We start from the raw sequence: 20,842 nt of genomic DNA on the forward strand, positions 1-20,842 counted from the left end.
ACAAGGCAAGCACTTTCGCTGCTGGGCAATACACGCAATTTTTTCTCGATTTCCGGCAGCAAGGACTCGTACTTTGCCATGTCGAAAGCATACTTCATGGTAATCGCACCAATGGCAGCCTCGGCATTGTCGTGGGCAAGGCATATCTCATCGTCAAGTTCCGCCAGGTTCACGAAAGCGAACTCAAAGTGCGGAACGCGTCCGTTGTACATGGCGTGAATGTTCCTGTACTGAGCGAGAGGGTCCCAGGGGTCAGTTCCGTTATAAACAACGATAGCCTTCGTAGGCAGCCAAGGATATTTAGCATTACCCTTGTCCACCATCACGTTGATGGCGTAACGGCCAATCTGCGACATGATCCCGTTGCTTGGCGAGGACTTGTGTTCAAGCAGTAGGCCAAAACGCATTTCACCACCGGCGAGGGCCTTCACCTTGAAGGCGAGATCCGCTTCGCCCCGCTCGCCCACCTCGTCGAACGCTTCGGGAATTTCTTCAAGGGTATCCAGGTCCACTTCGGCGAGGATGTCGGCCAGGTTCTTGTTAGTCCTTGACGCCATCTCGAAAAGAGCCTTTGCGGGAAGGCAAAATCGCCACCAATCCTATACACGCTTTTTTGCGGAAAATGGATCCCGATTTTTTGAAAAATGATTGTAAAATTTTTTAGTACGAACAAAGACGCGCTGTCATCCCGGCCTTTGCGATTGTCATCCGCGTGAATCGGAGCTTTGCATTTTGCGGAAGCGCTGTCATCTGCGTGAAACGGTGCTTTGCAATTTGTCGGCTACTTTTACGCATTTTACAGGAGGCTTTCGCAAGGTCACCGAGCCTGCCGAGGTGCCCTTCGACACCTCCTCAAAGAGGACAACTCAACTAGGCCACTGATGTGGCGAGTTTCGTATAGCTCAGGGATATGGGAATGCCGACTCAGAGACATCGCTTACGCGGTGAAGGCTCTGGTTCGGGAATGTCGATGCCGAAACAAGTTCGGCATGATGTACGAAAAAAAAGACCCCGGGTGGATCCGGGGTGACTGAGGAGGCTATTTGTAAATAAATTAAGCCTTTTTATCCATTTCAGGATTGTAGAGGCAGCCGAATTCGCCATCGTATTCAGTGGCTTCGGGGCCACCATCGGTGCCACCGGACTCCATGAGAACGGTCTCGATTTTCATTTCTACAACGTCCATCTTGGGAGCGACATATTCTTTCTTAAACATTTTTTGACACCTTACTTGATGATGACCTTCTGGCCGTTGTTGTAGTAGGTTCCCTTGACGGTGGGCTTCTTGTTCAGTTTGCGGCCCTTGAGATCAAACCAGAGGTTCTTATCGGTAGAAATTACACCGGTGCGGGTGTTCATCTGAGCGATGGCGGTGATTTCTTCGTTGCCATTTTCGTCCTTATCGATGAACTTGACAGTAATGACTTCCGGCAGATCTTCGTCAGAGATGGAAGCGACGGATGTTTCGCCATCCGGAGAAGGCTTGCCTTCCTTGTTGAAGCCATTTTTGTTGTAAACTAAGTAAGCACGCATGGGCGGAACGGAAGCATTGTCACCAGCCTTCACAAAAGAGCCTGCTTTGACAACAACTTTTCCCTGATCATCCTTTTTTTCTGCAGAAGCAAAGCCATAAACGCCAGCCTTAGTATCTGCAGTAAATTGAATTTTTTCATATGTTCCCATGAAATTCCAAGTACCATTCAAAGAACCGGCATCAAAGCTATACTTGCTTTCTACAAATTTATCTGTTTCAGCATCATAGTTCTTTTTAAGTGTGTAGGAGCAGCCATTACTATTGGCAAAACTCATATAAGCATAATGAATTCCGTTCTCGTAACCTTGAGAAAGAACGGGCTTTGCAATATAAGGTTGATGAGCAGCAATTTCGGTGGTCTCTTCCGCAGCAACAAAAGAAGAACCGTTATAGCTAACAATTTTATAAAACTTAAATGGAATCTGATTTTGTCCATATTCAGTTTTATCAATGCAGCTAGTCTTGAAACTAAAAGGGAAAACTACAGTGGAATATCTAGGATTGTCAAAATACAAAGTGAACTTTCGGTCATAGGTAATGGAAGCTACAGCGATATCCTCGGGAATCTTGATCGCGTCCAGGCGGGTTTCACCATCACCATCAATCGTTGCAACATTTTCATTACCATTAGGGCTTTCGCTTTTTTTAGACCATTTGGTTGTATCTTTTTCACAACTTGTAGAGATAAAAGAAGAATTACACGTGTACGTAAAAGTTGTGCTAGAAATAGTCTTAACGGTGATTGCACCATAAGAATCGGATGATTCAACATTCTTTCTGACAATGGTAGTATCCTTAGCAGACACCGTACCTGTTGCCATCAGCCCGATGAGGGCCAAACCAAACAATTTTTTCATTTTTTATTCCCTGATAAATAAAAATTTTTGAAAAATTTAGAAAACCCTTGTCAAAGGACAAGTTTTTTGTAAAGATTTCGTAAGTTTTTGTTGTGTTTTTAGGCAGTTTTGCAACGATAGCCAGCAACGGGGCTATTTCTTTTCGCGGATGCGCTTGTACAGGCTTTCGGCCTTTTCAGTATCGCCTTCGTTAGAGAACACATGGCCCACGTTTTCGGCACCGATGCGTCCCTGGGAATTGCCTGCAAGCCAAGCCTTCATATAGCATTCGAAGGCTTCGTCGTAGCGTTTCTGATTGAAGTAAATCTGACCTAGATCAAGATTCAAATCGGCGACGCCTTTCTTATGGCGCAAACCTTCTTCCAAGGTAAAGATGGCCATCCAGGGGGATTCCTGCTTCACGTACATCTGAGCCAGGTAACGGCGGGCAGAAACATTTTCCGGATCCATCAGCAGTCCGTTTTCCATTTCGTTCAAGGACTTCTTGGTGGAATCCATGCTACGATAGTAGTAAGCCATGGTAAAGTGGACATCTGCGCCAGCGGTGGCGGTCATCTGTAAGGCATTCTGCAAAGTCTTGATTGCGTATTCATAATCGCCTAACTTTTCATAGACTTCGGCCAAGCCATACCAGGCATCCATACGATCCGGATTCAGCTGGAGAGCCCGTTCAAAATTTTTCTGGGCAAGAGTCCAATCGCGGCCCTTCAAATAACATTCAGCCAAGGCAAAATGGACATGGTCCGATTCTACACCCAGTTCCACTGCGCGGTTATAGGCAGCAATGGCCTCTCCCGCATCCCCAGCCAGGTAATAGATGTCGCCCATGAGCATCCAGGCTTTCTCGAAATTGGGCAGCAGTTCCACAGTACGGCGGTAAGCCACCAAGGCCACTTCCTTGCGCCCCAGCTGAACAAGTGCGTTACCCAAATTGAACCAGGCAAAAGGTTCGTACTTGCCATCATCAATGGCTGCACGATACAGTGGAACAGATTCCTTGTACTTGCCCTGGTCGTAAAGTTCGTTTGCCTTGAAAAAGTAATCGTCGGCAGCAAATGCCGTTGAAGAAAGCAAGAAAAGAATGCAGACAAAGAGCGAAAGCACTAGATTCTTTGACTCAGAATGACACACTCTAGTTAACAAAGCGGAACTCCTTTGTAGCCTTCTGGGCCACGGGATATCCGCCTAACTGAGCGGGACTGAACTTCCACTGACGAACAGCATTCAAGGCTTCCACATCAAAGCCATAACCTGCAGGTTCCTGGGTCAACACCTGAGCCTGAGCTACATCGCCGTAAACGTCAATCACAATCAAGACCTTCACGTAACCCGAAACACCCATGCGCTTGGCCTTTGCAGGGAACTTAGGCTGCACTTCACGCAATACACTGGCCTGTTCGTCCACTTCGCCAGCTTCATAAACAACATTTTCCATGCCGCCAGTACCAACGGCAACACCATCGCCTGCAGCACCACGAGCCAGGGACAAATCCATAGAGAAGTTCTGACTGCGGGCCATTCCCATATTGGAAGAGATCTTGAAGGGGTTGGGATTCACAACAGTACGTAAAACCTTTTTCTGAACTTCGGGCTTCTTTTCGCTAACAAGGACTTCCACCTCGGTAACGGCTTCCAGTTCCTTTTCGGCCTTAACGCCCTTATCGAAGAACAATGCGTTGATCACAGGAACAGCCAAGAAGAACACCGCACTCACCACAAAGGAAAGCACGAATGCCGCCGGAAAGCGGAAATACTTGACCATAAAATCTGTGAACGAAAAGTTTTTCATATAAATTCTACTTTTAGACTCCAAATTGTTAGATTCTTCGACTCCACTTCGTTTCGCTCAGAATGACACACTCAATCATGTCTCATAATTCATATCTAAGCTTCCAGATTCTTCGTTTCGCTCAGAATGACACCTCTCTCGCAGCCCCCTTCACTATTCACTGTTCACTGTTAATTGCCAATCGCTCACTCTTCCTTATTTGCTGAAATGGAGACTTTGCGGACCTTGGCAATATTACATTCATCCAAAATATCCACCACCACGCCATTGGGTGCGTCACGGTCGCTAACGATAATCACCGGACGATCCGGAGCCTCGGCCATCATCTGACGGAGCACGGTCTGCAGGGTAGAAAGATTCACCTGGGTTTCGTTAATGTGAATGGTTCCCTGGCGGGTAACGCCCACAAGAATACTTTCCTTGGCAAGATCCTTGGCGGAACTGGCCTTGGGCTTGGTAACGTCCACACCGGTTTCGCGGGTAAAAGTGGAAGTCACAATAAAGAAGATCAACAAGATGAACACCATGTCCAGCATGGGAGAGACATCGATGCCGCCAGCGTCGCGATTACGTTTACGAATAAAACTCATTTTTATACCTCACTGGATTCTTCGCTACGCTCAGAATGACTCTCTGAAGGGGACACAGGCTGGCTCTCTGAAGAGGAGTCAGGATGACACACTAAAGAAGCATCAAGACCACGTTCGGAATCAAACACATAAGCTTCAAATTTCAGGGCTTCGCTCCAGGCTTCATCTTCCACTTTTTCTACTCGGCTTGCCAAGTAGTTGTAGGCAAGCATCAGGGGGAAAGCCACCAGGAGCCCGGCCTGGGTCGTAAGCAGGGCTTCGGAAATGCCGTCAGCCAGAAGCACCGGATTTCCAAAACCAAAAAGCTGGATGGTTTCAAAAGTATGGACCATGCCGCTAACCGTACCCAACAGGCCAAGCATAGGCGCAATAGCGGCGCAGGTAGAAATGGTCTTCAAAGACTTCGCCAAGTTCAGCGAAATGCGATGGCGAGTAGCTTCCATAGCATTACGTACCGCCACAGGACCTTCATGATGATGGTTGCGTACGTCTTCGGCCAAGGCCAAAAAGTAACCGTAGGGGCGCTTGCGGAGTTTCGCAAAGGCGGCGTCCTCCCCCTTCTTCTTCAGCAACCGCCAGAAAGAAGACTGGGACTTTCCGCGGAGCATAAAATAGTAGCCATAGCGTTCCAGCATCAGAAACCAGCCAAACCATCCCAGCACAAAAATCGGTGCCAGGACCCAGCCCCCTCTAAAGAGGATGCCGAAAGCCGCTTCCAAGACGGAATTCTGATCTACGCCAGCAATCACTATGGGATCCATAACAACCGCGAATTACTTTTCTTTAATCCAAAGGGCATTCAATACAGCCAAGCCAGCCTTTTCCATACGACCACGAAGAGCGTCGGCTCGGTTAGCCAGGAAGGTATGCAGAAGCTGCAGCGGAATAGCCACAATAAGGCCAGCTTCCGTCGTCACAAGGGCAATGGAAATACCGCCAGCCAAAAGCTTGGGGTCGGAAGTGCCATGCATGGTAATGACATCAAACAATTCGATCATACCCATCACGGTACCCAACAAACCAAGGAGCGGAGCCGTCGCCGCAAACACGGAAACCCAGGTAAGTCCAGATTCAATCTTGGGAACGTCTGCGGAGAATACGCCTTCCAAGGCCTTTTCTGCAGCAGCGCGGCCACCATATTCCTTGTTAAGAACGGTTTTCAGTACCTTTCCGACTTCCCCATGGGCCTTCTTTACATGTTTGCGGGCCCCTTCGATGTCTCCCTTATCCAAAGCTTTCAAGGTTCGGCGAACGCCAAGACCGCCAAAGCCAAAGATCAAGAGCCACAGCAGGCGCCAGGCCACAATCAACAGACCCAGACCGAAGATGGCCACGATGGGGTACATCAAAATGCCACCGTTCTTGAAGAAAGTCTTCAGTTCATCCTTCCAGGTGGTTTCCTGGTGGTTAGCCAGTTCACTGCTCAGTTCTGTACTCAGGAGCACGTCCACCGGCACCATAACATGGGCGGAATCCTTGTAACTGCCAAAAGCAGTTGTAACTTGAGTCTTTGTTTCGGGAGTCAGATTTTCTTGCCAGCTGAAGGAGCGTTTCTTTTCGCCAGCCACAGGGAGCATCAAGGCAGAGGCGCTATTGCCGGCGGAATCCATGACCGCAGTAGACTTCTGCATGGCAAACAAGCCACCCAGACGCATGCGGTAACCCTGGGCCACAGCGGTACCGAACACCAGTTCGGCCTGTTCCACCTGCACTTCGCGGGTAAAGGCCATCTCGTTCTTGGCCACATTCAAGATAGACTTGGCAATACGGAGAGGATCATCGCGATACAGACCCATTTCCTTCTTCACCTTGTTCTGGACTTCTACGCGTTCAGCAATCTTGAAGGGAATTCCCTGTTCCTGGAACTTAGCCAACGTCTCAAGACGTTCGGGACCAGCAGCCAGAGAAAGGTATTCGGCGCGTGCCTTTTCAGCCTGGAGCTTTACCTGAGCCAAGTCTTCACGGGCAACGCGGACATCTTCGAAAAGACGGGCGCGTTCGCTCATGAGAGCGTCAACCTTTTCCTTGTTTTCCTGATACTTCTCGTTAAAAAGTTCACGTTCCTGATTGGCGGTTTCGCGGTCCTTCCAACGGGCGGCCACGGCCATGTCGCGTTTCTTGCGGGCTTCTTCCAAGTCAGCCTTGGCGCTGTTCAGTTCAGCACGCTGCTTTACAGCATCAATGGATTCTCCGCCCTTCTGAGCCATTGCGGGAGCGGCACAGAGAACAGCGGCAACAGCCACAGGGGCAATCAACTTACGAAGGTTAAAGAACTTCATTACTTAGCCTCCGCGGGAATAAATACAGGGATTGTAACCAGACGGGGAGCAGTCTTGCCCTCGGCCACCTTCATCACGTCCTTCAGGACGGTACGCATGGCCAGGTCGTCAGAAACATTCTTCCACTTATAGGCACCCTTATCGGTGCGGGTCAACCAAAGAACGTCGTTACCGTCGTTGCTCACAAAGATGGCAGCCACGGCACCATAACGCATGAACTTGCCGGCAACGTTGCGTGCATCCACCTGCAGGAACCCGTTCCACACTTCGGTGGTGTACCCAAGGCGGATTCGGTCATAGAAAACTTCCAGGGTGCGGTTGAGGCCATCGTCAGCCTCGATCAGGCTCTTATGAAGCTGATTGGCGATTTCCTTAATGCTGGTGACCGTTTCCTCGTTGCGGTACGGGAAATCGGACTCAAACACGGGAACCAGTGAATCGATAACCTTAGCCAGGGATTCATTGTATTTGGCCTTGCGGTTTTCAAAGTACTTGATGGTACCGGCGGTCTTCTGGCGTGCTTCAGCCAAATTCTTGATTTCGGCCTTGAGGGAATCGATTTCGGCCTTCAAGGTCTTATTCTGGGTAGCAAGAGCCTGAACTTTCTTGCGACCAACTTCCACAAATTCGGCGTGGCGCTTCTTTTCGGCATCGTGCATGGATTTTTCGCGGGCAGTTTCTGCTTCCACCGCCTTAATCTGACGACGGACGCTTTCAACCGTTTCTTGGGCACCGGCAAAAACGCCAGTCAAGCACAAGCATAGACACAACTTGGTCAGTAAAGAGAACTTCATAACCTAAAAATACAAAGAACCATTGCGTAAAATGCAGAAATTCTCAAAAAAAACGGAATTATAAGCAATTAAGAACAAACTTCACCCCGATAGGCAGAAAATCAGGCGGTCTACTCCCCTAAACGCAAAAAAATCCGCAGAAAAACTGCGGATTTTTTCGAATTTTCGACTATTCCAGGGGAATTCACCCCTCAAATCTTACTTGCCCTTGGAATCCTTGAAGTACTGCGGAGTATTCTTGGCGCCAGCCTTCTTCAGAGCCTTGATCAGACGGGTGTAACCTTCGTTGGTTGCCCAGTCCAGAACAGAGTAGCCCTGACCGCACTTGGCGTTCACGTCAACACCCTTACCAATGAGGAACATCATAGCGTCATACTGACCGTTCTTGACAGTCCAGTGGATGGGCATATAACCATCGGCGCTACGGGTTTCCAGGGAAGCACCGGCGTTGGCGAGGATTTCCAGCATGTCGACCTTACCAGCCTTAGCGGCCAGGAGAACTGCGGTACCCAGAGTCTGGGGATCAGCGCCTTCGGCCTTCAGCTGAGTGAGGAGGCGGGAAACAACTTCCTTGTTGCCCATCATGACAGCGTTGTCGATAACAGCTTCGCCGTTACCGTTGCGGACGTCAGCCTTTGCACCATGGGCAAAGAGGTAGTCCAGAACAACCATGTTACCCTTGTTGGCAGCGATAGCAACAGCGTTGTTGCCGTTGTCGGCGGGCTGGTCGATTTCGAAAGATGCCTGGAGGAACAAGGTCATCTTAGCGGTATCGCCATTAACAGCGAAGGAGACAAACTGGTTCGGGGTAAAGGCAATCTGCTGCTTAGTCAGATACTTACGGACGGAAGCCGGATCGTTAGGATCCATCTTATCGTCACAAGCCGTCAAAGAAAACATCAAACTGGCAGCGCAAAGGGCACCCAAAATCTTCTTGTTCATAATATTACAGCTCCAAATAGAGGTTTTTGCTTTTTATGACCGAAAAAATACACTTTTTTCACAAATAATTCACGAAAAATTTCAATTTACACGAAAAAAATTAATTTTTGTTTCATGTTTAGAAAGATTATAACGTTGAGCCTTTGTTCCCTTACCCTTGCCTTTGCCGACCGAATCGTCATTGATAATTCCATGGCGGCGGCTGAAAGGAGCGATATCCATGAATATGAAGACCGAGGATCATTCGGCCCTTACATTGAATTCAGCAACGTCAGCATGGGCAACGTGGATTACACCTACAAAGTCCACAACCAGAAATACAATATTTCAGTAGACAATTCATACATATACGGAGCTTCGGGAACCCTCCCCATTACCGGATGGTTCGACATCTACGTCATGGCAGGATACCAGTTCCTTGGCGTCAGCCACCACCCTGCAAACAGGGACAAGGTTATGAAGGATTTCGAGGCACTTTACGAAGACTATTTCGGAGACTCCCCCATCAGCAAGTCCGACATCGACGGCCGACATCAGATCCACACAGCCCTCTTCCAGTTGGGATTTGACCTGGCCTACCCTCTTATCGCAAGCTACAATTACCAGTTCATGTTCAAGCCCTATCTATTTGGAGCAGGTATATTCGGTAAGACCTTCTTCTCTGACAATACCCAGTTCCTGTCTCCGGTACTCTACGGCTACGCCTATGGCGCCGGCCTCCGAATCGCATGGCATGGGGCCTACATCTCTACCGGTCTCAAGAACAGCTACGAAACATTCCACACTAACTTCGAAAGAAAGACTTCCAAAGACAAGAGCGGTGACGAATTCAAGCTGGAATTGAATTCAAACTTCCAGCCGTTCCTCAGTTTTGGCATTACCCTATTCTAATTTTTTGGGGTAGTCAGACAGAAAAGGCGCCTGGTTCAAACCAGACGCCTTTTTCTAAACGCTAACTTTAAAAATTAGCCGTTATGATGTTCATCGTGATGCTTGCAGCCGCAACCGCCCTTGCCATCACAGTTTTCCTTGTGGCCTTCGCCGTGGCATTCGCAGTCAGGATCTTCGCCATGGCAGCAGTTTTCACCCTTACCGCAATGGCACTGATGCGGTTCAAAAGGCTTCAGTTCTTCTTCGGTAGCTTCGCGGACTTCGACCACTTCGATAGCGAAGTTCAGGTTCTTGCCGGCCAGTTCGTGGTTAGCATCGATAACAGCCTTGTCGCCATTGACGGACTTGACGCGAATGGGCATGGGACCTGCCGGAGTCTGGGCATAGAACTGCATACCGGCTTCAACCTTGTCGACACCCTGGAAAACGCTAACGGGAACTTCCTGAGTCATACGTTCGTCATATTCGCCGTAACCTTCGGAGGGGATCACCTTGACGTCGAACTTGTCGCCAACTTCATGACCGACCATGGCCTTTTCGAGACCAACAACGATCATATGGGCACCCTGGATGTACTGCAGCGGGTCGCGGCCAGCGGAAGAGTCAATCACCTGACCTTCGTCAGAAGTAAGAGTGTAGTGCATCAGGACAACGGTCTTGTCAGCAATCTTCATAAAAATCCTTTATTTAATCGAGCTGCATTCTCGCAAGCCCGTCTTGTTCTAGTACGTTTGGCCTAATATAGAAAATTTTTAGGGTTCAGTCTTCATCAAGACCGGAACAAGCCGAATCAGGGCGGAACTTCCATTCTTCTGCGTCTGAGTCGGCGGAAGCTTGCTTCCATACCCCTTATAGGTTAGACGGTCTTCACTGATACCCTTCATCTCAAGGAAATTGAATATGGAACGGGCTCGAGCTTCGGACAGTTCCTGGGCACGGTCAGGGCTAACATCGCTGGCACTGCACTGGATTTCTAGCATCATGGGATGCTTGCGCATTGCGGCAATCACGTCGCTCAGGGCTGTGTAGCTAGAGTGGACCAACGTCGTGTCCCCATGTTTGAACTTGATCCTCTGAGCCATGGAATTGAAGTTCAAGCGGGCATTCATGGGACAGCCTTCAATATCCACCGCCACCTTGGCAAGAGTTCCCGGGCAATAGTCCATCCAGTCGGGGATGCCGTCATGGTCTGAATCGATGGCACAACCCAGCGAATCTACTGGTGCACCAGCCGGAGTTCTCGGGCACTTGTCTTCTTCGTCAAAGACGCCATCGTCATCGGAATCCACGCGGCAGCCATCGCTATTGACAGCCACACCTTCCTGAGTATCGGGGCATAAATCTCTCGTATCGGGAACACCATCCTTATCAGCATCATTGGGGCAGCCGAACTGGTCTACAATTTCACCCGACAGGGAATTAGGGCAGCGGTCATATCCATCGGGCACGCCATCCTGATCAAAATCCAAGGGGCAACCCATCAAGTCAATCGAAACATCGGAGGGTGTGTCAGGGCATTTATCAACGTCATTGGGAATGCCGTCATGGTCCTGATCCAAAGGACAACCTGTACTGTCTACAGGATCACCGGGAATGGTATTAGGGCATTTATCGTTGTTATCATCGATTCCATCGCCATCGGTATCCAGCATACATCCTGTGGAATCCACAGCAAATCCCTTTTTCGTGCCAAGGCATTTATCCAAGTAGTCCGGCACTCCGTCGTGGTCAAAGTCCAGAGGGCAACCGTCTCGACCGACGATTACACCGAGAGGCGTTCCAGGGCACATATCCACGATGTTCAGCACACCATCGCGGTCTTCATCCACAGGGCAACCACGAGCGTTCACAACCTGATTACGGCCTGTATTAGGGCACAGGTCCTTACGGTCTATGACCCCGTCACCATCGTCATCATGCCAGCTAAAATCAAAAGTCTTGCTCAAGGTTATGCCCATTGAAACCGTAGGGCTACCCGATATGGTAAAGTCTATATCCGAAGAAGAATTTTCAAGATGAACTGGCAATCCATTATCAAGATCGTCGGAACGGAAGTAATTGAGGCCTACGTCGGCGAATACTGTCAGGAAGGCGTCATGAGGCAAATGCAACTTGAGGGCAGGAGTAAAGCGGAACGGACTGTTCAGCACACTGCGATGCACATGGGAAGAACGTATGGGGCTCTCGCCGGACATTTCCAAAATCAAGGTTAGCATTTTTTCTGGGAAAATATTGAAACCGCCGCCCCACAGGACAAACGTTTCGTCAGCACCCACTTCTTTTAAAAGAGCGGCATAGCTGTTAAAGGTAACAAACTCTCCACCGACAATCGTCAAGTAGGCATTCGCCCCCACAACCCAGTTGCCCGCCGTATACGCATAAGACGAACCGTCACGTTCTATATACCACCGATGTCTCGGTCTAAAGCCTTTATTTTCAATACCGGTAGGCGCGATGATTTCACTCCCTAGGCCAAGATAAATCCAGTCAGATAAAGGGAACGAAATTTTGCCAGCAACCTGAATGTCACCCAGTCCAAGTCCATTAAAATCATCACCGGGAATGTCCCCGTCGTAGTGGAACGGTACAGAAAAGGACAAATCCAGATTATCCAGGACACCAAACGAAACAAACAAATTCTCGTCGTTTGACGGAGTATTCCTGCCAAGGTCAACCTGTTTACCGTCTGCGGTATAGTACCCTTCCATGCTGGCAGTTTCACCATTACTGACCATTTCAAAACTGCCTGAGACAAAAAGGTATCCCTGGCCAAGTGTCATGGCAGAAGGGGCGTGCAGACCGCTTTCAGACTGGGCCAAGCCAATCTGAGCCAGTGCACAGGACACGCAAACTGCAATGAGGAGCAGGAGTTTTCTCATAAGACCCCTAGAAGTTAAAAATTTTTGGAAACGCTCACGAGGCCTCCTTTTTAAATGAGTATATTTCTCCCCGAAATGAACGATACTCAAAAACAAAACGAAGAACAGATTGAAAGTGAAGATCGGAATGTCTACCCTTCCTGGCACCGCAAATCACAAAAAGCCTATTTTGTAAATAAAATTATCATCATCCTCCAAATCATAGCCGCCTTTGTCATGGCAGGCGTCATCTGGTTCGGAGTTGACCGTGTACTTCGTTAAGCAAGATGAAAAAATTTTTTCGCCATAAGATTTCTTTAGCAAGCACACTTTCTGCATTAGCAGTCCTTACCCTCACAGGCTGCGCCTCTAAGCCCGCACCGGTAACTCCTATAGTGGAACCGACTCCGCAAACGACGGCAGATACCACGAATGATTCCTATACGGAACAGGCTCTCAAGGAAAAAGTTTCCGACGCTATCGCCTCGAGGCCTTCATGGACGTACTACCAGTACGCATTGCAGGCTATGGAAAATCAGGAGTGGCTTTTGGCAAGACATTACCTGGACGAATCCCTTAGGCAGCTCGTTTCTGAAAAGTACGATTCCACCTACAAGAATATTTCGTTCCAGGAAGACTCCCTCTATAGAGCCACCATGCCACAGCGCATCGTCTCGGCACTTGATGAAGTGTACCCCAACGTTGCCGAAATGGGAGAAAGCGCCGAAAATTTCGTAAGGAACGAAGTTTCAATTGAAGGCATTGACGATCTTGACGAAAACCAGGCCGACAGCGCCGCTCTGCAAGTCATTGAAAGTTTTTTGGATACCGTTGACCTAAAACAGTTCTCCCTGCCGGTGGAATTCAACGACCGCGTCATGCAGGAAATCTACTACATGACCAACCAGGCCCGGTCCTTCATGTCCGGCTCCCTGAACAGAAAGACCGCCTACGATTCCCTGATCTACGCCCAGCTGGATGCAGCCCAAATGCCGCGGGACTTGATCTACCTTTCCCTGGTGGAATCTGGATTCAAGGTTAAAGCCTACAGCCGCGCCAAGGCATCTGGCATGTGGCAGTTCATTCCCGAAACCGGCAAGCGCTATGGTCTTGAAGTAGACTACTGGGTAGACATGCGCCGCAACCCGGAAAAGGCGACAAAGGCGGCCCTCAAATATCTTAAGCGACTGCACGATGAATTCGGCGACTGGCTGTTGGCCATGGCCGCCTACAACTGCGGTGAAGGCCGTGTCCGCAGACTGGTCAAGGAAATGAAGGCAGACTCCACTAGAGATTCCAGCCTTGCCGTCACTTACTGGGAGTTGGACCTTCCCAAGGAAACCATGCGCTATGTTCCCCGTATTCTTGCAGCCATGGTGGTCGGTCACTTCCCCGAACAGTACGATATGATCGTGGAACCGCAACGTCAGCCGGACTTTGATACGGTAACCGTTTTCGATTCATTCCCTCTCGAAGAAGTTGCAAACCTTCTGAAGGTCAAGGAAGACACCCTCCGCAGCCTTAACATGGAACTGGTAAAATGGTGCACGCCCCCCAACAAGGACTCCTACCTGTTGCGTCTGCCTGTCGGTACAAGAGCGGCCTTCGTTGACGGCTATGACAAGATGGAGAAAAACAACTTCTCCAGCTGGCACCACCACAAGGTTAAGCGAGGCGAGAATCTGGGTTCTATCGCCAGGATGTACGGCATCAAGGTTTCAGAACTGCAGCAAGCCAACGACATGAAGAACACCCGCATCAGGGCGGGACAGTCCTTGCTCATTCCCATCAGGATTACGCCGAAGCCCAAGTCGGCCTCTTCTGCCAGAAAGAAGCCTGAAAAAGTCCGCACTTACGTGGTCCAGCCCGGCGACAATCTGGCCTCGATCGCCCGCAAGTTCGGAACCTCCCAGGAAAACCTCCGCGCCTGGAATTCCATGGACGCCGCCTCTTTCGTAAATGCAGGCGACACTGTTTTCGTTTCGAAGCCCGAATTGAAACCGACCGCCGCAGTTGCCACCACTCCTGTTGAACGTCCGAAGCTGGCCAAGGGTGAAAAGTACGTGGCAAAGTCGGGAGACACCTATGCCGCCATCGCCAAGTCCTACGAAGTTCCCGTGCTTTTGCTTCTGCAGGCCAACAACGGATTCAAGAAGCGTCTTGCCGTCGGCGATTCCATCGTGATTCCCGAATTCAAGCACACGCCTTCCAAACCGGCAAAGCAGGCCAAGAGCGCCGAATACAAGAGCGAACGAAAGTCTAATTCCGCAGAAAAGCTGACAGTCTATACAGTCAGACCTGGGGATAACCTTACCGCCATTTCCAGAAAGTTCTCGACCACGGTACAAAGAATCCAGGAACTCAACGACATGGGCGCCAACACGGTTATCGACGTGGGACAAAAGCTTAAGGTTCCTGCGGCACCCAAAAAAGAAATGCAGCCATCCGAAGAAGATGACCGCATTCATGAAGTTCAGAAAGGCGAAAGCCTTTGGGACATCGCCCGCCAGTACAAGGTTACCATCGAAGATATCGTCAAATGGAATAACCTCAACGACACCAAGGTACGTGCAGGCGACCGCTTAAAAATCAAGCGCTAGATTACTCATACTGAGGCATGGTCCATACAGTCGGCATGGACGGTTCTTCAGTATTGGAGTGATCCAAGTTGAAGCCCTTCTTGGCATCGAAACCGCTAACGACCCCCTTAATGCCAGTCAGGCATTTTTCAGGTTCGCTACAAGCGGTATTCTTGATCAGAAGCACATTGCCATAAACATCCCAGACACCGGAATTGTTAAGAACGGTGGTGTTGCCCTTCTTGGAGTCGACACTGTACTTGCCGGAATCCTTCAACGTCAAGGTCCAGTCATAACCGTCCTTGTCGGCAACCCATTCGCCAGCAATCTTCTCGTGATTAATAGCTTCATACTTGTTGCTGGAAGACTTACAAGTCTGCTGACCACCAGTGGCGTCATCCATAGTATAGTCGGTACCCACAGTCATGGTCACCAGCGGCAAATAGGAATCCTTTTCGATAAAGGTCGGAAGCATCAACAACTTGCTGCGCTGGATATCATAGTAACCAGCTTCCCATTCATCACCGGATTCAGCAACGTAGCGGCCTTCGTAGAAGGAATACTTAACAGTTGACTTTTCCTGTTTGCATTCCAAGGTCAAGCCTTTCAACTTGCTACCATCGGAAATCACGTTTTCAGAAATTTTAACCTTAGCCGTTTTCAGGTCGGCATACTTGCTACCGTTCAGGGAATACTGAAGCTGGTCTTCGCTGTTCACGATGAGCTTAATAGTAGCACCCTTCTTGAACAATTTCTGCAGGGAATCGGCAACGGCGAAATCAGCACCCAGGAAGCTGCCGTTCTTGCCTTCTTCAGAAAATTCCAGGACACCGTCCTTGAAATCAGAGCGGAAAGCCACCCATGCGGTATCGGGAATCCACAAGGAGAACACACCCAGCTTGGAGCCTGTAGCCAAGTAAAGATCTGTACCAAACAGGGGAAGAGAATAATTCTTTTCCAGGTCTTCCAGAGTGGCAACACGTGCGCCCTTAGGCAGGTCACCCTTTTCTTCCTTTGCGGAAGAGGAGGATTCTTCTGCTACAGAGGAGGAAGATTCTTCGACGCTGCTGGAGGAATCTTCTTCACGTTCAACATTGGAAGAGCTGCTATCACCGCCACAGGCAGTAAAGGCAAGAGACATGGCTGCTGCAGCAGCAAAGACGGATAATTTCTTCATTGAAAAACCTCAATTTTCTTTTCAACAAAGAATATAAACTAAAAATTTACATTATGCAAAGGGGTTTCCCGGATTATACCCCAAATCGCGGCGTGCGGAGTCAATTTCGGGAACAGCATCATAAAGAAAGCCAGCCAGAGCCTGTTCTGCCGTTACGGGACGGCCCCCAATCCAGCTTTTCAGTACAGCCACCTTTCGGGCAATCCACCAGGGAATGGGAATCATCAAATGTCGCTTGCCAGCGGCAGCCAATATTTTTTTAGCCATTTGAGCCATGGATATGGGAGTGGAGCCAGCCAAAGCGTAAGTCTTGCCACGAGTATATTCCGAAAGACCAGCCGCCACGATACCCTTTACAAGGTCAACGCTCCGGACCGGACGCTTCAAGGACTTTCCGCCCCCCGGTAAAAAATAAACAGGGAAACGTTTTACATAGGCGGCAAACATATTGTATTCAATTCCGCCACCATCTCCGATTACAAGGGTAGGACGCACAATGGTCCAACGCAAGCCGTGTTCCCCTGCGGCCTTTACATAGGACTCCCCTTTTAATTTACTTTGTCCATAAGCAGTCAGTATAGGATAAGTAACGGATATACTGGAAACATACAGAAAACGTTTAACCTTTGCTTCAAGAGCCGCGTCAACAACGTTCTTGGTCCCCTGAAAATTCACAAAGTCAAAGGCACCCGCTTTTGTAGAAAGAAGTATTGCCGCCAGGTGGTAAACCACGTCTACCCCATCAAAGGCTGCTCTCATGGTTTCGGGTTTAGTAACATCCCCATAAAAAACTTCAACTTCCTTCGGCAACGAACTAGCCAAAGTATCGCCCGGAAGAGTCAAGACACGCACACACACATTCTGTGCCATGAGTTCCCGACATAGCGCCTTCCCTACGACGCCAGCACCCCCCGTCACCAAAGCAAGCATTGCTAGGCTTCCAGCAAATACCGGATATCTTGAACCTTGCGGGCAAGGTTTTCATCGATACCCATCTGCTTTTTCAAAGACTGGATGGCGGCGATAACTGTGGCGTAGTCACGGTTGAAAGTTGCCCCAATATTCTGGAGAGATTCCGTCGTCATTTCACGGCAAAGGAACATGGCCACCTTACGGGGCAAGGCAATGCCAGCATCCTGGCGCTTGCTCCCCAAGGAAATCAAGTCCGTTTCAAATTCAAAAGCCACCGTTTCGGCAATGCTCTTCAAGGTCAACGCCTCACGAGCAGAGGAATCGTTAGGTGCAGTCAAGCGACGTACCGCATTCAAATCCAGATTTTCCTGACAGAAACGGTTCATGGCGCCAAGCCAATGAAGCATACCTTCAAGTACACGAACATTCTGACGACGCGGAATAGAGAGGAATCTATAGATTTCTTCCCTGTCTCGATCTGCAAAGGGAACAGAAACACCCATCTTCTGGATAAGTCGCATTCTTGTCTGCAGATCAGGTTCATCAATTCCTACGGCGACACAAGATTCAATGGGAGCCAAAAGCTTAGTGGATATACAGCGGATTCCCGAGGAAACGCATTTCTTTGCATCTTCCTTGGTATCTGCGATGGTAAACTTTGACGGATGGCAATCGCAGGAAAGGACAACCTGCTTACCCACTGCACGAAGATGACGAATCAGGATCGCAAGGCGTTCCTGGGACCGAATACCCCTTTCAAGTAGCTGGACATCATCCAGCAGGAGGATATCGCAATTTTCGTACTTATCCTGAAAGGCTTCGGCCAGCTCACGCACGTTTCCCGTTTTCTTTTTCAGAGCATTGGCCGTTGCTGTCGCATCACGCAAGAAATCATAGGCGTGGCAGTAAACAATCCTTGCCTCGGGACGATTCTTCTGAATACTTGCGGCAATGGACTGCAAAAGATGTGTTTTACCAAGGCCAGAATCGCCATATACAAACAGCGGATTCAAGGCAGGGTCGCCAGGATTCTCGGAAACAGATTTGCAAGCCTTATAGGCGGTCGAATTACTTTCACCTTCAATAAAATTCTCAAAGGTATAGGCCGCATAAAGATTTAGCTTAGGTCTACGTTTTACAACCTTTTTGGGGCGGGCAATAACAGGACGCGGAGGCACCGGGGCCGAAAAACTCATTTCGGGAACGGGAGCCGTGGGTGCCACCTGACGAATACGGTAATCAACAAATTCTGTGCCGAATACAGACCTGAAAGCCTTACGAAGAATGTCGCCGTAATGGGTATTGATCCAGTTTTCGCGCAGTTCGTCAGGAACGGTCAGAAGTGCATAGCCATCGCGCACCCCATCAAACCCGACTGCATCGAGAATAGTAAGCCCAAAATAGTCGTTGCATTCTTGACGCACCAAGTCCAGCACAGACTTCCAGGGCGACTCAACAACATCAAAAATAGAAACAGTATTCGACACGCAAAACCAAAGTAAGAAAAACTACAAACGTGGTCTAAAGTTAAGTAAAGGGCTCCAGGATTGAGCCCTTACCATAAATTTTTCTTATAAAACGCGTTTTTTCAATCAAAAAAGGCAAAAAAAAATTTTTACCTCAAAATCCACCGTTCTATCCAATTTACGCACTCAATTAATCACGCATCAATCAAAACTGCACCACACTAAAAAACACAACTTATCAACAGAAAAATTTTGAACTATCTCTTGACAAAAAAAACGCCCTTTCCAAGGGAGCAAAAAACATCTAATCTTAAAGCATATAAAAAAATAACCTGCCCTTTTTAAGCAGATTTCGCCATTTTTTACGGAATTCCTTGAAACTCAACGAGTTAGAACTATTGTTCTTCGTGGCGGTCCATTTTAGACTGAAGAGTCTCGATCCGGTGTTCCAGCATGGCCTCGATTTCAGGCAGAAGGCGGTCCTTAATGCGATCCAGATACAGGCACTGGAGCTGAATCATACGATTGCGGTGCTTGCCGGCATGTTCCTGAATCCAATGGCTTACGGCAACCTGACGGTCAAGCATTTTCTCTTGCAGAGTCTGCCTGATATAGGTGGTCTGCACGGCCATATAACGCTGCATATTAAAGGGAAGCTTATAAGTCCTGATGAACTGCTTTAGTAGTTCCAGCAGGGAAAGATGCTGATCCTTATGTTCCTGGATGAATTTTTTCAGTTCATCCAGGTGGCTGGCAAAAAACGGAACAATAGCCTTATCATCAATTTGATAAAGCTCTAGCTCGTCCTGTTTTTTGGTAGCTTCGTCTACGGCCATGCTTTAAATTTATCAAATATTCCTATTTATTGGGGAATTTCTTCACAAAAAAGCAGAATTTAGCATTTTCAGAAGAAATTTTTACACCTTCCGGTAAGAAGATTCTTCCCTCAGTTCCCGGATTCAGACGGTCGGCAGCGCCTCCCCTAAAATCATTCATGGAAACCACTTCACAGGGGGCCATTTCAGAGGGGGTCATCAACAACAGGGAATCATCCATCGTAAACGGATTTTTCACATTGACGCGGCAGGAACGGGTATCAGGATCATAATCAAGAACCTGGGCAGCCACACAACCGGCATCGGCGTCCAGATGGGTCGATTCATAGTTCTGGGGCAGCGGTCCCTTCATGAAACCCGTCATAAAACCACGACCGTCCAGGAAGGAAATCGCCTCGCGAGCCACATCGGGAATACTCATTTCCTGACCGGCCTGGGCCTGGGCATAGCAGGCGTCAATGGCAAGACGGTAGGCGCGAACCACCTGACTCAGATAATAGACAGACTTGGTTCGGCCCTCAATCTTGAAAGATTCCAGATTGTTCTTCATCAATTCGGGAATCACATCCATGGCGCAAAGATCACGGCTGCTCATGAAATAGGTACCCCAGGTATCCTCATCCAGAGCGATGGGATCCAGTTCCGGGCGGTCTGTACGCTGCAAGGTGAAATTGCCTTCATGTTCGCGGTAATCTTCCACCTGAGGACCTTCATTGGCATATAGGCGGTAAGGCATGCGGCAGGAGTTGTCACAGGCACCCTGATTAGCGTCACGATGAGTCACCCAGTTAGACAGCATGCAACGGCCAGACATGGACATGCATACAGCACCATGCACGAACACTTCCAGTTCAAGCCCCGGATTCTTTTCCTTGATTTCAAGGACTTCGGGCAGGCGAAGTTCGCGGCTCAGAATCACGCGGGTACAACCCAAATCATGCCAAAATTTTGCCGTAATGTAGTTCGTGGTGTTGGCCTGTACAGACACATGAACTTCTACGTTGGGGCGCACCTGGCGAAGCCAACCGATAATACCGGCATCGGCAACGATAAGCGCATCGGGGCCCTTGTCGATTGCGGCCAGAAGAGCGTTCTGGAAAGCCTCCACCTTGGTATTGCGGGCAATAACGTTACTGGTCAGGTAGAATTTCTTGCCCAGCTTATGAGCGTATTCAATACCTTCTGCCAGATCATCCAGATTCTTAAAACCATTTTCACGAGCACGCAGAGAGAAAGCGGGCTGCCCAGCGTATACGGCGTCGGCACCATAGGCAAAGGCATACTTCATTCGGGTCAGGTCCCCGGCAGGGGCAAGGAGTTCAGGCTTGATCATAGGAG

The 20,842-nt window shown here is 49.1% G+C and carries 20 protein-coding genes; 3 read left to right on the top strand and 17 right to left on the bottom strand.

The annotated features are described in order from the left end of the window. The 10 genes from BUB94_RS10090 to BUB94_RS10130 form a co-directional block, all read right to left on the bottom strand. A partial coding sequence (locus BUB94_RS10090; RefSeq protein ID WP_139260198.1) for an Rpn family recombination-promoting nuclease/putative transposase occupies window positions 1-557 on the bottom strand: 557 nt, incomplete at its 3' end. 497 nt (window positions 558-1,054) lie between these two features. Beyond that, the gene (locus BUB94_RS16840) at window positions 1,055-1,216 is read right to left on the bottom strand and encodes a hypothetical protein (RefSeq protein ID WP_170932284.1); all 162 of its coding nucleotides are present in this window, start codon (window positions 1,214-1,216) and stop codon (window positions 1,055-1,057) included. Window positions 1,217-1,227: 11 nt separating this feature from the next. Beyond that, window positions 1,228-2,391, bottom strand: a complete 1,164-nt coding sequence (locus BUB94_RS10095) for a hypothetical protein (protein WP_073236704.1) — start codon at window positions 2,389-2,391, stop codon at window positions 1,228-1,230. Between the two features lie 132 nt (window positions 2,392-2,523). After that, on the bottom strand, window positions 2,524-3,495 hold the full coding sequence (locus BUB94_RS10100; protein ID WP_254793716.1) for a tetratricopeptide repeat protein: 972 nt from the start codon (window positions 3,493-3,495) through the stop codon (window positions 2,524-2,526). Between the two features lie 28 nt (window positions 3,496-3,523). Beyond that, a complete protein-coding gene (locus BUB94_RS10105) occupies window positions 3,524-4,153 on the bottom strand; it encodes an energy transducer TonB (protein WP_088658719.1) in 630 nt (209 codons plus the stop codon). Between the two features lie 212 nt (window positions 4,154-4,365). Beyond that, window positions 4,366-4,770, bottom strand: a complete 405-nt coding sequence (locus BUB94_RS10110) for an ExbD/TolR family protein (RefSeq protein WP_073160035.1) — start codon at window positions 4,768-4,770, stop codon at window positions 4,366-4,368. A gap of 2 nt (window positions 4,771-4,772) precedes the next feature. Next, on the bottom strand, window positions 4,773-5,531 hold the full coding sequence (locus BUB94_RS10115) for a MotA/TolQ/ExbB proton channel family protein (RefSeq protein WP_083538222.1): 759 nt from the start codon (window positions 5,529-5,531) through the stop codon (window positions 4,773-4,775). 12 nt (window positions 5,532-5,543) lie between these two features. Continuing rightward, window positions 5,544-7,049, bottom strand: a complete 1,506-nt coding sequence (locus BUB94_RS10120) for a MotA/TolQ/ExbB proton channel family protein (RefSeq protein WP_083538223.1) — start codon at window positions 7,047-7,049, stop codon at window positions 5,544-5,546. Next, on the bottom strand, window positions 7,049-7,843 hold the full coding sequence (locus BUB94_RS10125) for a DUF3450 family protein (RefSeq protein WP_073160032.1): 795 nt from the start codon (window positions 7,841-7,843) through the stop codon (window positions 7,049-7,051). Before BUB94_RS10125 ends, BUB94_RS10120 begins: the two co-directional genes overlap by 1 nt. Window positions 7,844-8,041: 198 nt before the next feature. Continuing rightward, the gene (locus tag BUB94_RS10130) at window positions 8,042-8,785 is read right to left on the bottom strand and encodes an ankyrin repeat domain-containing protein (protein ID WP_073160030.1); all 744 of its coding nucleotides are present in this window, start codon (window positions 8,783-8,785) and stop codon (window positions 8,042-8,044) included. 114 nt (window positions 8,786-8,899) lie between these two features. Between BUB94_RS10130 and BUB94_RS10135 the strand changes: the two genes are divergently transcribed. After that, window positions 8,900-9,676, top strand: coding sequence for a hypothetical protein (locus BUB94_RS10135; protein WP_073236708.1), 777 nt, complete (start codon window positions 8,900-8,902; stop codon window positions 9,674-9,676). 74 nt (window positions 9,677-9,750) lie between these two features. Here the strand turns inward: BUB94_RS10135 and slyD are convergent, their stop codons facing one another. Together slyD and BUB94_RS10145 are read right to left on the bottom strand one after the other, a co-directional pair. Then, on the bottom strand, window positions 9,751-10,350 hold the full coding sequence (gene slyD, locus BUB94_RS10140; RefSeq protein WP_073160026.1) for a peptidylprolyl isomerase: 600 nt from the start codon (window positions 10,348-10,350) through the stop codon (window positions 9,751-9,753). Between the two features lie 78 nt (window positions 10,351-10,428). Further along, on the bottom strand, window positions 10,429-12,555 hold the full coding sequence (locus tag BUB94_RS10145; RefSeq protein ID WP_073236711.1) for a thrombospondin type 3 repeat-containing protein: 2,127 nt from the start codon (window positions 12,553-12,555) through the stop codon (window positions 10,429-10,431). A gap of 75 nt (window positions 12,556-12,630) precedes the next feature. Here BUB94_RS10145 and BUB94_RS10150 point away from each other — a divergent pair, with 75 nt between their 5' ends. Then, window positions 12,631-12,816, top strand: a complete 186-nt coding sequence (locus BUB94_RS10150) for a hypothetical protein (RefSeq protein WP_139259148.1) — start codon at window positions 12,631-12,633, stop codon at window positions 12,814-12,816. 5 nt (window positions 12,817-12,821) lie between these two features. Further along, the gene (locus BUB94_RS10155; protein ID WP_073236715.1) at window positions 12,822-15,134 is read left to right on the top strand and encodes a LysM peptidoglycan-binding domain-containing protein; all 2,313 of its coding nucleotides are present in this window, start codon (window positions 12,822-12,824) and stop codon (window positions 15,132-15,134) included. Between the two features lies 1 nt (window position 15,135). Here the strand turns inward: BUB94_RS10155 and BUB94_RS10160 are convergent, their stop codons facing one another. The 5 genes from BUB94_RS10160 to BUB94_RS10180 all read right to left on the bottom strand — a co-directional run bounded on the left by BUB94_RS10160 (window position 15,136) and on the right by BUB94_RS10180 (window position 20,837). Continuing rightward, complete coding sequence (locus BUB94_RS10160) at window positions 15,136-16,290, bottom strand: hypothetical protein (protein WP_073236718.1); 1,155 nt, start codon at window positions 16,288-16,290, stop codon at window positions 15,136-15,138. Window positions 16,291-16,341: 51 nt separating this feature from the next. Continuing rightward, the gene (locus BUB94_RS10165) at window positions 16,342-17,220 is read right to left on the bottom strand and encodes an NAD-dependent epimerase/dehydratase family protein (RefSeq protein WP_073160010.1); all 879 of its coding nucleotides are present in this window, start codon (window positions 17,218-17,220) and stop codon (window positions 16,342-16,344) included. Window positions 17,221-17,222: 2 nt separating this feature from the next. Next, window positions 17,223-18,689 carry a DnaA ATPase domain-containing protein gene (locus BUB94_RS10170; RefSeq protein WP_073160008.1) on the bottom strand — a complete coding sequence of 489 codons (1,467 nt, stop codon included), beginning with the start codon at window positions 18,687-18,689 and terminating at the stop codon, window positions 17,223-17,225. A gap of 374 nt (window positions 18,690-19,063) precedes the next feature. Then, on the bottom strand, window positions 19,064-19,504 hold the full coding sequence (locus BUB94_RS10175) for a hypothetical protein (RefSeq protein ID WP_073236721.1): 441 nt from the start codon (window positions 19,502-19,504) through the stop codon (window positions 19,064-19,066). Window positions 19,505-19,526: 22 nt separating this feature from the next. Further along, window positions 19,527-20,837 carry a U32 family peptidase gene (locus BUB94_RS10180; protein WP_073160004.1) on the bottom strand — a complete coding sequence of 437 codons (1,311 nt, stop codon included), beginning with the start codon at window positions 20,835-20,837 and terminating at the stop codon, window positions 19,527-19,529. Between the last annotated feature and the right edge of the window lie 5 nt (window positions 20,838-20,842).

Source organism: Fibrobacter sp. UWH9, assembly GCF_900129715.1.
GTDB lineage: Bacteria > Fibrobacterota > Fibrobacteria > Fibrobacterales > Fibrobacteraceae > Fibrobacter.